Source organism: Solibacillus sp. iso_87 (assembly GCF_056173085.1).
Genome location: NZ_CM149656.1, coordinates 2952570 through 2966256 on the forward strand (window position 1 = coordinate 2952570; position 13687 = coordinate 2966256).

Sequence of the window (13687 nt, forward strand, 5' to 3'; positions counted from 1 at the left end):
GGGTATGTTAAAGGCTAAATCGGCTTTTAACATACCCTTTATTTTTTTCATTGCGGATACTCCGCTAAAGTATACTAAAACATGCGATATCCTGCTTTTCGCAGCGCAATCATAACAAAGCCCGACACGATCGCCCCGCCAAAACCACCAGATAAGACAACTATATCAACAACCTGTAATGCTTGAATTTTATCGATTAAAGCTGGAAATGCTGTCCCTGCCTTAAAGAAATAATCCAAAAAGCTTACTTCATCAATGATAAAAATTACGACAACCGGATAGACAATAGCCATTAACCATGTCATCCGCAATAACATATTCAATAAAAAGCCGATACCGAAAAACATGACAAAAAATAATACGACGGAAATAATTACTTGTACTAGCGAAACATCATTCATGTTATGTATACCCCCATTAATCTATCATAATTTTACATGATATAACGGGTCCTTTCAATTCAACATCCAAAATAACGTATAGAATACTAATATTGTCAGAATCCCTTCATAAAGTAAATCGTTTATTTTTTGAAAAACAAATGGTATTCACTATAGCCGAATACGTCCCCCGGATTCACACCTTCAATAATCGGATGAATATGTTGTGCCGCATGCTGGTTTGCCATTTCTCTGAGCATAACTGATGACAGTTCATGGTGAATAATTTCACTCTGTGCCATCCAGCATGCTTCACCGATTTCTCTTTCCTGCAAAGTAAAAGGCTGATCATTATCGACCGGCTTACAATAAAAAATCGCCATATTATCACTAATATCATTCAGGATCACACCGGAACGGAAGCCGACAAGTCCCTTTACTTCGCAAAGAATCCCTGTCTCCTCCAAAACTTCACGCATTACTGCCGTCGTAACTGTTTCGGCTGGCTGGACAAATCCTGCCGGTAAAGACCAGGCCCCTTTTAGTCCCCCATATGTTTTTTTTACAAGCAGCCATTCTCCTGCTGAATTTTCAACAATTGCTGCAACTCCAAGCCAAACTTTATCTCGATCCTTTTTCATTATTATCAATCCCCTTTGCTGTGCTAATAGAGTGAGACTTAAAACAGTGGATATTTCTTCCCCTCCACTGATTAGACCTGCTTAAGTCTTGATTCCTATAATACGGTGTAAAAAAACTTGCAAAGGAAGCGTTACACTCTCGTTTGCAAGTTTGAAGTTCATTTATATAAATTTGAATTTCCCTTTTTTCAACGTTAAGCCGACACCGCCGACTAAATATAATGCGCGGTCATCTACGACTTTCTTTAATGCCGATGCTGGCTTCCCAGTAAATTTGCGACCAAATGCTGTTCCAATAGCATCTTCTTGACCTAATGAACAAACAGCTCCTTTATCATCGTAAGTAAATACTTCTGTCGGCTCATCATTCATTAAATGCTTTATATTTTTAGCAATGATCTCTCCTTGCTGCATTGCAATTTGAGCTGTTGGCGGGTAAGGTCTGCCTGCTTCCTCATTTAGTAAAAATGCACAGTCTCCTACTACAAAGACATCATCAAAGCCTGGTGCGCGCATATCTTCCCGAACTGCAATACGTGCACGGTTCGATTCAATACCGGAAGATTCGATTAAAGCATTCCCACGTACTCCTGCAGCCCATACAACTGTACCGGCTTTAATGAATTCCGTGTTTTCTTCATCTTTTTTAATGTTCACACCTTCTGCAGTTGCTTCCACAATCGGTGTGCCGATAGAAAATTCCACACCTTTTTTACGCAGCTGTTCCTGCGCATAATCGACTAATTCCGGATCGAATCCAGGTAATACAGTCGGTGCTGCTTCTACACAAAGAAGACGTACTTTTTCCTGAGGAATATCAAATTCTCTGCAAAGCTCAGGAATCCGGTTACCGAGCTCCCCTAAAAATTCTATGCCTGTAAAGCCGGCACCACCTACTACAATCGTAAGTTTACTGTCTTCTTTCACTTCATCCAATGTCCAAGAAGCAAACTGATACTCGATATGCTCACGGACTTGGCGTGCAGTATTAATATTCGTTAATGATAATGCATGTTCCTTCAGACCAGGAATGCCGAATGTTTCCCCTTCAAAGCCCAATCCGATCACTAAATAGTCATACGAAAACTCACCAGCTGATGTTTCTACTTTCTTTGTATTAACATCAATATTTTCTACATTGGCAATGACGAACGTTACATTATGATTAATAACCTTTGAAATCGGATAACGTGCTTTATCCGGAGAAATCGTACCAGCCCCTACTTCATGCAGCCAAGTTGTTTCATAATGATAGTCGTTTTTGTTCACTAAAATAATTTCTGCTTCATTTGAATTGATTAACTTTTGAAGATTTACAATCGTTGTTAATCCTCCGTACCCTGCGCCTAATACTAAAATTGTCGGTCTCTTCATTCAATCAAACCCCTTCATTTTAATGAACCGGCGCTATAAAACTATTTGCCATTTTTATAGAGCGCCGGTAAACGATTTTTTTACTGAAATACTAACATAATAGTAGCGTTTTTCCTGTGTGATTTCAAACATATGGATATTATTCATTCCGTCAATTTACAATATTATGTTCATATAAATAATCGTATTTAATATCAATAAATAGAAACTCTTCGTTTGAAATGGCCATTGAATACGTGCGTGTTAACTCCCCTGTTTCAATATCACTGTAAACGGAAGACAACTCGCCTTTATTGTCTTTTGTCATTTTTATAATGTTCAACAGGAAGTACGGTCGCCAGCTCCAGTTTTTACCGATGATTTCTTCTTGCTTTTCCCATTTATCATTGTTCCAGCGGATATTCGGGGATGTTTGGAAACCATTGCTGTCACAAATATAAATACGAAATGCGCATTTTTCCAAAGCATTTGCCAGCTGCATCAATTTATCTATCTGTGAAGTAGATGGATTGATTTGATCGACTGTTGAACAAATCATACGTTCGAGACGTTTCATTTCCTCATACTTTTGCAAAAGGAGTTTCTTTTCGGTAGCAATAAACTGCTCACAATCTTTACGGAAACGTTCTTTTAAAGAGTCGCGTACTTGCAGCTCTTTATGTGGCAGTTGCAAATATGGCCCTTTGAAATAACGGGTACCGTTTTTCCAGCCATGCTGTAACTGATAGACCGTTTCAATATTTTCGATTAATAATTGCGTTCCCATCTTCACAGCGAGTGTACGGATTGTTGAAAACGCATGGTTTTGCGCACCCCATAAATTATAGTTCAACTGGCCGACATTAATTTTAAGAATAGCCGGTTCAAGCAGTAAAATATTTTCTAGCTGTGTTTGTGAGCCAACATCTGCCAATGCAATTTTAATGCCATATGTTTTAATATAGCGAATTAAATGCTGCAGCTGATTCATTTCCCCTTCGTAAAGATGTTCCTTCATAACAAGGGTAATATTTCGGAGATTCGATTCAGCGACTGTTTCTTTCAGCATCGTAAAATAACTTTCCCCAAAATCCAGCAAAAGCAGCTGGGGGTTGCACGGAATATACAACCCAACATCATCAATTAAATGGGCGACATTTTGCAACGATCTGCGAACAAAGATTTGCTCAATTTCGGCTCTAATATCTGCTGGTACGTCTTTTTCATATGTAAATTGCTCGATATTGATCGGCTCTTTTTCATTTTCACTTTCCACTTGGCCTATCGCTTCATAAGCCACGATGCGATGTCCATCTGCACTATAGATTGGCTCATATAAAATTTCGATTTGATCTAACTTATCCAGTAATTCTAAAACACTCATTTAAAAAAGCCCCCTAGCAGTATGGTGATAAATCTATAATAATTCAAACCTTATAATAATACAAAACCATCAAATAAAACATAGTTATTTTATAGGAAATGTAAGTTTTAAATTTTTGATAATTTATTCTGCCTTTGAAAAGGTGGATTTTTATAAAAAACCTTTAACGGAAGTTCACCGCTAAAGGTTTCGAGATTGGTAACATTTTATTCACAGAGCGTGCTGCCAAAAAATATTTAAAGTTTAAACTCCCTCACTAATGTATTGAGTTCTTCTGCCAAATTGGCAAGTTGTTTCGAACTTCCGGCTACTTCCTCCATTATACTGCTTGTTTGTTGAACAGATGCTGATGTTTGTTCTATGCCAGCCGCAGATTCTTCAGATACCGATGCCACTTCTTCAACAGAACCGTTCATCACTTGTGTACTAGCTGAAATCTCTGATAAGTTTTGCCCGATCGTTATAATACTATTTACCATTTCTTTTACAGCAATAGTAATCCCTTCGAAAGTTTCACCTGTTGATTCAATTTGTGTTTTTCCTTGCTCGACTTCTTTATACCCTAATTTTAGTGAGTCCGACACGAAAATAGTTTCCTTTTGAATATTGTCTACAATACCCGTAATATCTGTTACAGAATTAGATACTTGCTCAGCCAGTTTTCTTACCTCATCAGCAACTACAGCAAATCCTTTTCCGTGTTCTCCAGCCCTTGCAGCTTCAATTGCAGCATTTAAAGCAAGAAGATTTGTCTGATCGGCTACATCCTTAATGACGGTAACTAGATTTGATATTTCCTGTGATTGCTTGTCTAACCCTGCAACCTTTTTAACGGATTCATTTACTATAGAATGGATTTTTTCCATCTGTTGAATTGACTTTTTCATTAATTCCGATCCGTCATTGGTCATATTTAATACGTCTTTTGAATTGACCTCTATCCGTAACCCATTCTTATTTGCATCATGGACTCTTTCGACAAAAGTATTCATTACCGAAGCTAATTCACTTGTATGATTAGCCTGCGTTTCAGAACCGGCAGCTAATTCTTGCATAGTAGATGCCACTTGTTCCGATCCCATTCTCACTTCATCGGCAGATTGTGATAGTTCTTCACTTTGACTAGTTAATGACTCTGAAGTTTCGGCAACCTTTTTCATCGAATTTTTAAGATTTTTATGTAATAAATTAATGGCATCCGCCAATCTGCTTATTTCATCTTTTGATTTAACTAGCAGCAGTTCTTTCGTTAAATCACCATTTGCTAGATGTCCCATCTGTTCAGTTACTTTAATGATTGGTTTAGTAATTAAACTTGCATAGAACCAAATGATGATTACCCCTAAAATAATTGAAATTCCCATAACAACAAGAATAATATTCAACAGCTCTTTAGCAGGTTGATTAAAATCCATCATATAAGTACTTGCAGTCACCACCCAATCCCAGTTTGGATCTACTTTTGAATAGGAAACCTTCTCTTCAATTTGTTCTTTATTATTTGGTAATGCTGAATTATAAAAAGTAAACCCACCGCCGTTATTCGCTATTTTAATCATCTCTTGAGCGAATTTTACACCATTTTCATCCTCATCATCCCATGCACTAGCACCCTCTTTAGATGGATGCGCAATACGAGTTCCATCTTGACTATACACAATCATATAGCCATTATTACCAAGATCAATTGAAGAGTTTATAGGTCGAATCCCATCTCCATTCTTTTCGCCTAAAATAATCTCCCTTACTTTCTCTTGAGCACTTTCAAGTGAAATAGTTCCTTTTTCAACTTCCGAATTATAAGCATCAATTGTTGCAAGTGTAAATTCAACGCTGTTTTGCAAGTTTGTTTTACCTATTTGCTCTAAGCTAGTAGAGCTTTTCTGGTAACTTGTCACTCCAATTACAATCATCGGAACAATCAATAGTAAAATAGAGATTCCAATTAACTTTGATTTAATAGAAAAGCTAGATTTAGATTGGTTTTTCAATTAATATACACCCCTTATATTTAATTTTTTATTTGTTACTGCAACAAATTAACCTCCCTATTTATAGAATTAATTAACTATTAATCTCGATAAAAAAAGTATAAAATACTCCTATATAACTTCAAATTATAGATAAAAGTACTAGTTTTAATTCCCGAATGCTATTTTAACCTAATTTTTTACTTTATCCAACATATTTTTATTTTTACATAATATACTCTCTCAGTTCTTTTTTAAGCATAAAAAAAGCCTCCTTGATTTGTATGTTTAATAACATCACAAATCAAAGAGACTCGTTATTCACAATCCATTATTCACATGGTTGCTCTACTGCTGGGCGTGCTGCCGCTTTAAAGCTTGTGCCGCAGCCGCATGAAGCAAGTGCGTTCGGGTTGTCGATTGTGAAACCGCCACCCATTAATGATTGTTTAAAATCAATTTTTGTGCCTTGTAAAATGCCTGCATCTTCTTCGGATACGATAATTTGAATGCCGTGTTGGTTGTCAACGAAGTCATCGTCATTTATTGTTTGCTCAAATGCCATACCGTATGAAAGACCACTGCAGCCTCCGCCTTTTACAGCTACACGCAGGCTCGCATTTTCTTCTTCGTTATGAACCATCATTTCTTTGACTTGAAATGAGGCCGCTTCTGTTAAAATGATTATTTGTTTTTCACTTGCCATTCCAGTCACCTTCTTTCTTTTATTTATCATAACAATTGTAAAAGCTATCTGACAACAAAACTGCTCTACCTGATTATATTCCTGTATTGAGTGAAAAAGGATAAGGATAAAATACCTAAAAAATTCACACAAATTCAGTAAAATACTTACAATTATTTAATTTTCCTTGTTATAATAAGGGAACATAATTAAACGAAAGGTATGAACCTTTATGGAAATTTCCCCATTTTACGAAAAAACAGTGAACTGTATTCATTGCAAGAAAAATTTTTCAACACTTAAAGTTCGTACCAAGTCCATAAAAATTGAACATACAGCATCCGACTTTCAACCAGTCTATACAGACAATAACGTGAATGCATTATATTATAATGTATTTGTCTGTCAGCATTGCGGGTTTTCGTTTACAGAAGACTTCAGTAAATATTTTGCTCCAGGTGTGAAAGAACAAATCGATGAAAAAATTTGCAGCCATTGGGTACCGCACAGTTTCAGTAAAGAACGCTCTGTTTTTGAAGCAATTCAAACATATAAACTTGCATTGTTTTGCGCAACGATCAAAAAAGAAAAATTCGTCATTACTTCCGGATTGGCATTGCGCCTGGCGTGGTTATATCGATCATTAAAAAATGTTGGACAGGAACAGCGCTTTTTAAAATTGGCCCGCGATCATTATATGGGAAGCTATTCAACGGAAGATTACGCTGGTACAACAATGTCCAGTGTGAGAGTAGTATACATGATTGCTGAACTGTCCCGTCGCCTCGGGGATTATAAAAATGCAACACGCTTCTTTTCACGTGTAATTGAAACTCAACGTGTAGGCGGTGAAGCCAAACTCGTCAATATGGCTAAAGAACAATGGGAATTAGTTCGTGATGAGCGAGGTAAAATCGCCCAATAAAAGAGAGCTGCCAAGTAAGTAATAACTTTCTTGGCAGCTCTTTCAATTTGAATTAGAAAACTTGTTCTACTTCGACGATACCCGGCACTTCTTCTAGTAGTGCACGTTCGATACCTGCTTTTAATGTGATTGTAGAACTTGGGCAGCTACCGCATGCGCCTAATAAACGCAATTTAACGATACCTTCTTCAATATCTACCAATTCACAATCTCCGCCGTCACGTAATAAAAACGGACGTAATTTATCTAAAACTTCTTGTACTTGTGCATATTGTTCTGTTTCTGTCATTTTGCTCGACTCCCTTCATTAAAATCATTATAATGTGAAGGAGCAAAAAAATCCATTATTGAATAACGAAAGGTTGGAATTCCTATGTCACAATCTCATCCAGTTATAGAAGTTTTCGGCGCTGACATCATCTGTGCCAGCTGCGTAAATGCACCATCTTCCAAAGATACATATGAATGGCTTCAAGCTGCAGTTTCACGGAAATATCCGAAACAGCCGTTTACTATCCGCTATATCGATATTGAAGGTGTAATTGATAATGAACGTGATCAAGATTATGCAAACCGTATTCAAGAAGATGAATTTTTCTACCCTTTAGTTCTAGTCAATGATGAAGTAGTTGGTGAAGGCTATGTGCAGATTAAGCCTGTATTTACAGCGCTCGAATCAGCGGGATTTGTACCAACTGAAGAGTAAATTATAACATAAACAAAAAATTCAATTTTCCCATCGAGGAAATTGAATTTTTTTGTTTAAAGTCAAATTGATTTCCTTTGGCCGGAAGCTCAATTTTAGTTTTCGTTTTGCTTTTTATAGTACCAAAGCAGACCCGACTTCATAAGGCGTGCAATGCGTCCTGTAACCGTTGTATCAGCTAGATGAACGAAGCCTTGTTTTTTACCAAGGGAGCCCATAAAGCCTTTCATTTTGATTTCTGAAAGCTTTTCTGGAAGCGGCTCGCCTTTCCAGCGCATTTTTAGAACTTTAACGATACGCTCGCCTTGTTCTTCTGCCAGTTGCGCTGTTGGAGGTAAATGAGAAGAAGCACAGTCTCCTACAACAAATACATTTTCATCCCCAACTACATGATAATGATCCGTAATGATCGGACGATTGAATTTATCCTTTTCAACATCCAGTTCACGAACGATTTTCACAGGCTGTACACCAGCTGTCCATACGATTACATCAGCTTCAATTACTTCATCATGGTTGTATAAACGGCCTTCTTCAACGCGAGTGATATTTGATTCTGCAATTACGTCTACGTTGTGTTTAATAAACCAAGACTTAATATACTCACTTAGCTTTTCCGGGAAATCGCGTAAAATACGGTGTGAGCGGTCAAATAATTTAATTTTTAAATCCGAACGGCTTTCACGTAATTCACTTGCAAGCTCGATTCCTGAAAGACCTGCACCAATAATGGCAACTGTCGAACCTGGAGCTAATCCGCATACTTTTTCGAATGTTTTACGTGATTTGGCGATTGTTTGAATACTATATGTGAATTCATCGGCACCAGGCACTCCATGATATTTATCGATACAGCCTAAACCAATAACAAGCTGATCATAAGAAAGCTCTTCGCCGTCACCTAAATAAATTTTTTTATCTTCACGGTCGATGCGTACTACTTCTCCGTACACGCATTTTAAGCGCTCATGTTCCGGGAACGCAACACGGATTTCCTTATCTGTTGATGTACCAGCAGCAAGTGCATAAAATTCTGTTTTCAAACTATGGAATGGTGTACGGTCTACCAATGTAATTTCTACATCTGCTGGTAAGCTTGGTAATAGACGGAGTAAAATTCGCATATTTCCGTAGCCGCCACCTAATAATACTAACTTTTGCATAGCATATTCCCTCATATCTGTAAGTAATCAATTATGAAGCCTCGAGGCATCATAATTGTGTTCACAAAGTTTCCATAAGTATTATAACTGTTTGTGATAAGTTTCACAATATGTTAAACGATATTTTGTGAATTTATTCACATAAGTTTTTTATTACCCTTTTTTCTTTATTTTGATGCAATTGAAGCATATTCAAACATATGGCGAAAGATATTAAATCGGAGAAATTGACGTTCGCAGCAAAAAAAAGTAGGATTGCTAATAGTGAGGTGACAACATGTTAAATCCATTAGTCGAATTTTGCATCAGTAATTTAGCAAATGGTGCGCAACAAACATATGAACAACTGGAGCAAGATCCTGATATTGATGTATTGGAATATGGCTGCCTAAGCTACTGCACGAAATGTGCCGAAAACTTGTATGCCGTTGTTAACGGGGATATAGTTGAGGCGGACACTCCAGAAGAGCTGACGAAGCGCATTTATAAATATATAGAAGAAAATCCGATGTGGTAAACGACCCACATCGGATTTTTTCTTTATTTAATAAGTTCCATCAAATTTTCTACACAATACGTTGGCAGCTTGGCTTGCTGTTTTACAATTCCAGTAGGAGTAACTCCCGTATTGACATGAATCGTATCACAGCCGAAGCTAATACCACATAAAATATCGGTATCATAGTTGTCCCCGACCATGACCATTTCGCTCTTTTCAAAGTGATGCTCTTCAGCAATGATCTGCAGCATAACCGGTGATGGTTTTCCTACGAACGTCGGTGTAACCCCGGATACATTTGCTACTAATTGAACAAATGACCCATTGCCGGGAGTAAAACCCGTTTCATTCGGAAATTTAATATCACCATTTGTTCCAATGAGCTTCGCGCCATTCTGGGCATAGTCACATGCTCTTACAAGTTTCTCATATGAGATTTGACGGTCAATACCCATTACTAGAATATCGCTCTGCTCGTCGGTAATCTCTAATCCTTGCTCGATTAAAGCCGTGCGAATGCCAAGTTCACCGACAACATTCACTTTTTTATTTGCACTCATCTTAGCTACATAGGCTGCCGTTGCAAGCGAGCTTGAATAAATATGATCAAGCGGTGCATCTACGCCAATATCTTGTAAAACTTGCTGTAATCTTTCGCGGGTTTTCGATGAATTGTTCGTTAAATAATACGGCTCAATTCCTTCATCCTGTAGTAGGTGGACAAATTTCACGGCAGAATCGATCGCTTCACTCCCCCGATAGATTGTCCCATCCAAATCAAAGCAATATGCTTTATACGGAAACATTATGCCTCATCCTCTGGTAAAAAGGCTGAAACTGGTCCTAATTCATTCGTTAAGTAATCGTGAACTTTTGGAGAGAATTGCTTTAGTATATTTATGTTTGCTGTTAATACATTTAAAATTTCTTCACTATCTACAGCGATAAATTCACGAACGATCATTTTGCGTAAGCCGACAACCGCTTTTAATGGTGCATCCATCTCTTCTGTAATCACTTTTTCATCAACGAAAATATCGATAATGTCTTCGTAGCTTCCGGGATCACGCATAATAAAGCCGTCAATCACCAAGTTTCCTACATCCATCATCGCTTCCATTACATTATGGCCGATACGTTGTAATGCCAGCTTATGAATATCATCTGCCAACCAGTTCTCAGTCGATTCAAAGATCGCCAATAACTCGTCCAAGTGTGCTAAGTTGTTTGTAATTTTATTTCTATCTACGAAGTACATAGATAAAGCCTCCATTCAATCAATAAAAGTTGATAGTGTTTTCCTTTATATAGTACCATATTCTATAGAGATGGAAGGGGTACAAAACAAAATGGAACGATTTTTCTTATATGATGATGTAGAAGATACAAAAACGCGCTTCGTCAGCTTTGCCGGAAAAACTCAGCGTTATGATTTAGCTATATTGCAAAGTAGTCGCTTTTTCGGAAAAGTGCTCGTTCTTGATATCCAGTTTGGCCGTTTTGCCATTATTGGAGCAGATGATGTGGAAGAGCCTGGTTATTTAGAGCATGTATACAACCGTACAGAAGAAGAGACGGAAGACTTACGTGAATATTTACGTGAACTATTAAGCTAAAAAAGAGGGGGCGCTATACGACGCCTCCTCTTTTGTACGTTATTCAGCTGATTCAACCGGCTCTTCTGCCCCAGTTTGTTGTGCAACTATTTGTTCTTTCTTGTGTTCTTGTGCACGGCCTGTTTTTTGAAGTATAAAATAGGCACATCCAAAATTACAATATTCGTACAAATAGTCTTGAATCGTACTAATTTTTGTATCAAACGTAGATTTTTGATTTTTATCGTCAAAAAATCCTTTTAAACGTAGCTGACCGTAACCCCAGTCCCCTACAATATAATCATATTTCGATAAAATATCTGAGTATCGTGCGATAAATGCATCTTCTTGAAAACCTTCCCGCACATTTTCGATCACTTCATAAGCATACCCATCTGCAATAATCAAACTAGACACCACCTATCTATTTCCATGTTAATGAATATTGAACATGAAAGCAATATTCACAACAAATTTTGTAGGTAAATATGGTGAAATCAGCTATAGTCCGTCTATCGGCGAGTATTATGATGCCCGCATAAATAAGTTAAACGTCTATTTTCTACAATGTAACACTTGATTGTTTTGCTGCATTCACTTGTTCATCCGCATGGTAACTACTGCGCACTAATGGACCTGCTTCACAATGGCTGAAGCCTTTTTCCATAGCAATTTTACGCAGCTTGCCAAACTCGATTGGAGAGTAATATTTTTTTACTGGCAAATGTTTTTTTGTCGGCTGTAAATATTGGCCGATTGTCATAATATCAACATTGTTTGCACGCAGGTCATCCATTACTTCATAAATTTCTTCTAACGTTTCCCCTAAACCAATCATTAAAGAAGATTTTGTCGGTATATTTGGCTGCATTTCTTTTGCTCTGCGTAAAAACTCCAGTGAACGGTCGTATGTCGCTTTTGCCCGTACACGTGGTGTCAGACTGCGCACTGTTTCGATATTATGGTTTAAAATATCAGGTTTTGCGTCCATTAATATGCGTAAACTTTCTTCACGGCCGCTTAAATCAGATGGTAGTACTTCCACCGAAGTTAACGGGCTTTTACGGCGGATTGCACGCACCGTTTCTGCCAATACTTCCGCGCCGCCGTCTTTCAGGTCATCACGCGCTACCATTGTAATAACAACATGCTTTAAATTCATTAACGCAACAGAATCTGCTACGCGCTCTGGTTCAGCCAAGTCCAATTCATTAGGCAAACCTGTTTTAACTGCACAGAAACGACATGCACGTGTACATACAGAACCTAAAATCATCATTGTTGCTGTACGACGTTCACCCCAGCATTCGTGAATATTCGGGCAGCGAGCTTCCTCACATACCGTATGCAAGTTATTGTCTCGCATTAATTTTTTTAATGCTTTGTATTCGTCATTGGTATTTAGCTTAATTTTTAGCCACTCCGGTTTGCGCAAGTGTTCTTCCCTAGGATTAGTTGGTTTACAAGATGTCATATCATTTACTCCCCTCACTCAAATGCAACGATGTTCTGATGTCAGAGTATCATATTAACTACTTTCCAACAACAGAGTATTCTTATAATTTGAATTTATCATAATTAAGTTACTAATCGTAAGGGATTGGTACTTCGATAGACGGCTGTGCCCCTTCCCCTGCACTATAAATATGCGGCACTGTACCTCTTACTAAACCAATTGCTATCGGGATTTTCTGTTCGACTGCTGCTGACTTACTGGCAAATGGCACAATAATTTGGACATTTACTCCAATGAGCAAATTTACTTCTACAATTGCATTATTTATGCCAAATTCACTTATTGTTGATTCAACATCGCTGCTTACATTCCCGATAATATGAAAGCGAATCGGTATTTTCGGCCCTAAATTCCCGATAATCGGAAGGTTTAAAGCCTGCCCTAATGGTACGAAAAATACGATTCCGTCTCCGGCTTCCATTTTACCTACGTCATATTCTACATTTTCCAAATTCGGCAAATGTGATAAATCTCCATTTTCGGCCTGTTCTAAATACTCTTTTACTAATGCTGTTGTTTCAGCCCGTACTTGGTTAATTATTTCCGTATTAAATTTTGTCGTAATCATATCGTCTGATTGGGTCGGTAAATCGACGATGACATCATTTACATCAAGCACACTTGATGTTCTGGAATTAATTGCTTTACTTACAACATACGAAGCTACTTTAAATGTTTGGACTTCAGCGTACTGTAAATAGGTTGGCATTAATCTATCGTTAATAACATATATACTAAAACAAACCATACCGACAATACTGATGATAACGATTGTTACGGCATTATGCATTTTACCTTTTTTCCTGCCATAGGAATTCCACTTTCTTTTACGAAAACGCAAAAAAAATCCTCCTTCCCATAAAATATGAG

The 13687-nt window shown here is 37.6% G+C and carries 16 protein-coding genes and 1 pseudogene; 4 read left to right on the forward strand and 13 right to left on the reverse strand.

What is annotated here, in order from left to right; genetic code table 11:
• Nucleotides 1-74: 74 nt before the first annotated feature.
• From AC0VXV_RS15170 to AC0VXV_RS15195, 6 genes are all read right to left on the reverse strand, one after another.
• Complete coding sequence (locus tag AC0VXV_RS15170) at nucleotides 75-401, reverse strand: YuiB family protein (protein WP_475529007.1); 327 nt, start codon at nucleotides 399-401, stop codon at nucleotides 75-77.
• A 122-nt stretch (nucleotides 402-523) separates the two neighbouring features.
• On the reverse strand, nucleotides 524-1021 hold the full coding sequence (locus AC0VXV_RS15175) for an NUDIX domain-containing protein (RefSeq protein WP_475529008.1): 498 nt from the start codon (nucleotides 1019-1021) through the stop codon (nucleotides 524-526).
• Nucleotides 1022-1183: 162 nt separating this feature from the next.
• Nucleotides 1184-2395 (reverse strand): NAD(P)/FAD-dependent oxidoreductase, encoded by a 1212-nt coding sequence (locus AC0VXV_RS15180; RefSeq protein WP_475529009.1) that lies wholly within the window; start codon nucleotides 2393-2395, stop codon nucleotides 1184-1186.
• 151 nt (nucleotides 2396-2546) lie between these two features.
• On the reverse strand, nucleotides 2547-3758 hold the full coding sequence (locus AC0VXV_RS15185) for an EAL-associated domain-containing protein (RefSeq protein WP_475529011.1): 1212 nt from the start codon (nucleotides 3756-3758) through the stop codon (nucleotides 2547-2549).
• Between the two features lie 236 nt (nucleotides 3759-3994).
• On the reverse strand, nucleotides 3995-5749 hold the full coding sequence (locus AC0VXV_RS15190) for a methyl-accepting chemotaxis protein (protein WP_475529012.1): 1755 nt from the start codon (nucleotides 5747-5749) through the stop codon (nucleotides 3995-3997).
• A 310-nt stretch (nucleotides 5750-6059) separates the two neighbouring features.
• A complete protein-coding gene (locus AC0VXV_RS15195) occupies nucleotides 6060-6434 on the reverse strand; it encodes a HesB/IscA family protein (RefSeq protein WP_475529013.1) in 375 nt (124 codons plus the stop codon).
• A gap of 211 nt (nucleotides 6435-6645) precedes the next feature.
• On the opposite strand from AC0VXV_RS15195, the gene AC0VXV_RS15200 reads away from it, so the two are divergent.
• On the forward strand, nucleotides 6646-7338 hold the full coding sequence (locus AC0VXV_RS15200; protein WP_475529014.1) for a DUF2225 domain-containing protein: 693 nt from the start codon (nucleotides 6646-6648) through the stop codon (nucleotides 7336-7338).
• A 52-nt stretch (nucleotides 7339-7390) separates the two neighbouring features.
• Here AC0VXV_RS15200 and AC0VXV_RS15205 read toward each other — a convergent pair.
• A pseudogene (locus AC0VXV_RS15205) lies at nucleotides 7391-7683 on the reverse strand (NifU family protein).
• A gap of 28 nt (nucleotides 7684-7711) precedes the next feature.
• On the opposite strand from AC0VXV_RS15205, the gene AC0VXV_RS15210 reads away from it, so the two are divergent.
• Nucleotides 7712-8044 carry a YuzD family protein gene (locus AC0VXV_RS15210; protein WP_475529015.1) on the forward strand — a complete coding sequence of 111 codons (333 nt, stop codon included), beginning with the start codon at nucleotides 7712-7714 and terminating at the stop codon, nucleotides 8042-8044.
• A 95-nt stretch (nucleotides 8045-8139) separates the two neighbouring features.
• On the opposite strand, the gene AC0VXV_RS15215 is transcribed toward AC0VXV_RS15210, so the two are convergent.
• Entirely contained in the window at nucleotides 8140-9207 is a 1068-nt protein-coding gene (locus tag AC0VXV_RS15215; protein ID WP_065216297.1) for an NAD(P)/FAD-dependent oxidoreductase, read from the reverse strand.
• 277 nt (nucleotides 9208-9484) lie between these two features.
• Between AC0VXV_RS15215 and AC0VXV_RS15220 the strand changes: the two genes are divergently transcribed.
• Entirely contained in the window at nucleotides 9485-9724 is a 240-nt protein-coding gene (locus tag AC0VXV_RS15220) for a YuzB family protein (protein ID WP_475529016.1), read from the forward strand.
• Nucleotides 9725-9747: 23 nt separating this feature from the next.
• On the opposite strand, the gene AC0VXV_RS15225 is transcribed toward AC0VXV_RS15220, so the two are convergent.
• Together AC0VXV_RS15225 and AC0VXV_RS15230 are read right to left on the reverse strand one after the other, a co-directional pair.
• Entirely contained in the window at nucleotides 9748-10512 is a 765-nt protein-coding gene (locus tag AC0VXV_RS15225) for a TIGR01457 family HAD-type hydrolase (RefSeq protein ID WP_475529018.1), read from the reverse strand.
• Nucleotides 10512-10964 (reverse strand): DUF86 domain-containing protein, encoded by a 453-nt coding sequence (locus AC0VXV_RS15230; protein ID WP_475529019.1) that lies wholly within the window; start codon nucleotides 10962-10964, stop codon nucleotides 10512-10514. The genes AC0VXV_RS15225 and AC0VXV_RS15230 overlap by 1 nt, the downstream gene beginning before the upstream one ends.
• 91 nt (nucleotides 10965-11055) lie before the next feature.
• Here AC0VXV_RS15230 and AC0VXV_RS15235 point away from each other — a divergent pair, with 91 nt between their 5' ends.
• Nucleotides 11056-11322, forward strand: coding sequence for a DUF3055 domain-containing protein (locus tag AC0VXV_RS15235; RefSeq protein ID WP_008408657.1), 267 nt, complete (start codon nucleotides 11056-11058; stop codon nucleotides 11320-11322).
• 39 nt (nucleotides 11323-11361) lie between these two features.
• Here AC0VXV_RS15235 and AC0VXV_RS15240 read toward each other — a convergent pair whose 3' ends face one another.
• The 3 genes from AC0VXV_RS15240 to yunB form a co-directional block, all read right to left on the reverse strand.
• A complete protein-coding gene (locus AC0VXV_RS15240) occupies nucleotides 11362-11709 on the reverse strand; it encodes a YutD family protein (RefSeq protein ID WP_475529020.1) in 348 nt (115 codons plus the stop codon).
• Nucleotides 11710-11863: 154 nt separating this feature from the next.
• Nucleotides 11864-12775 (reverse strand): lipoyl synthase, encoded by a 912-nt coding sequence (gene lipA, locus AC0VXV_RS15245; RefSeq protein ID WP_079524181.1) that lies wholly within the window; start codon nucleotides 12773-12775, stop codon nucleotides 11864-11866.
• A 112-nt stretch (nucleotides 12776-12887) separates the two neighbouring features.
• The gene (gene yunB / locus AC0VXV_RS15250) at nucleotides 12888-13658 is read right to left on the reverse strand and encodes a sporulation protein YunB (RefSeq protein ID WP_475529021.1); all 771 of its coding nucleotides are present in this window, start codon (nucleotides 13656-13658) and stop codon (nucleotides 12888-12890) included.
• Nucleotides 13659-13687 lie beyond the last annotated feature (29 nt).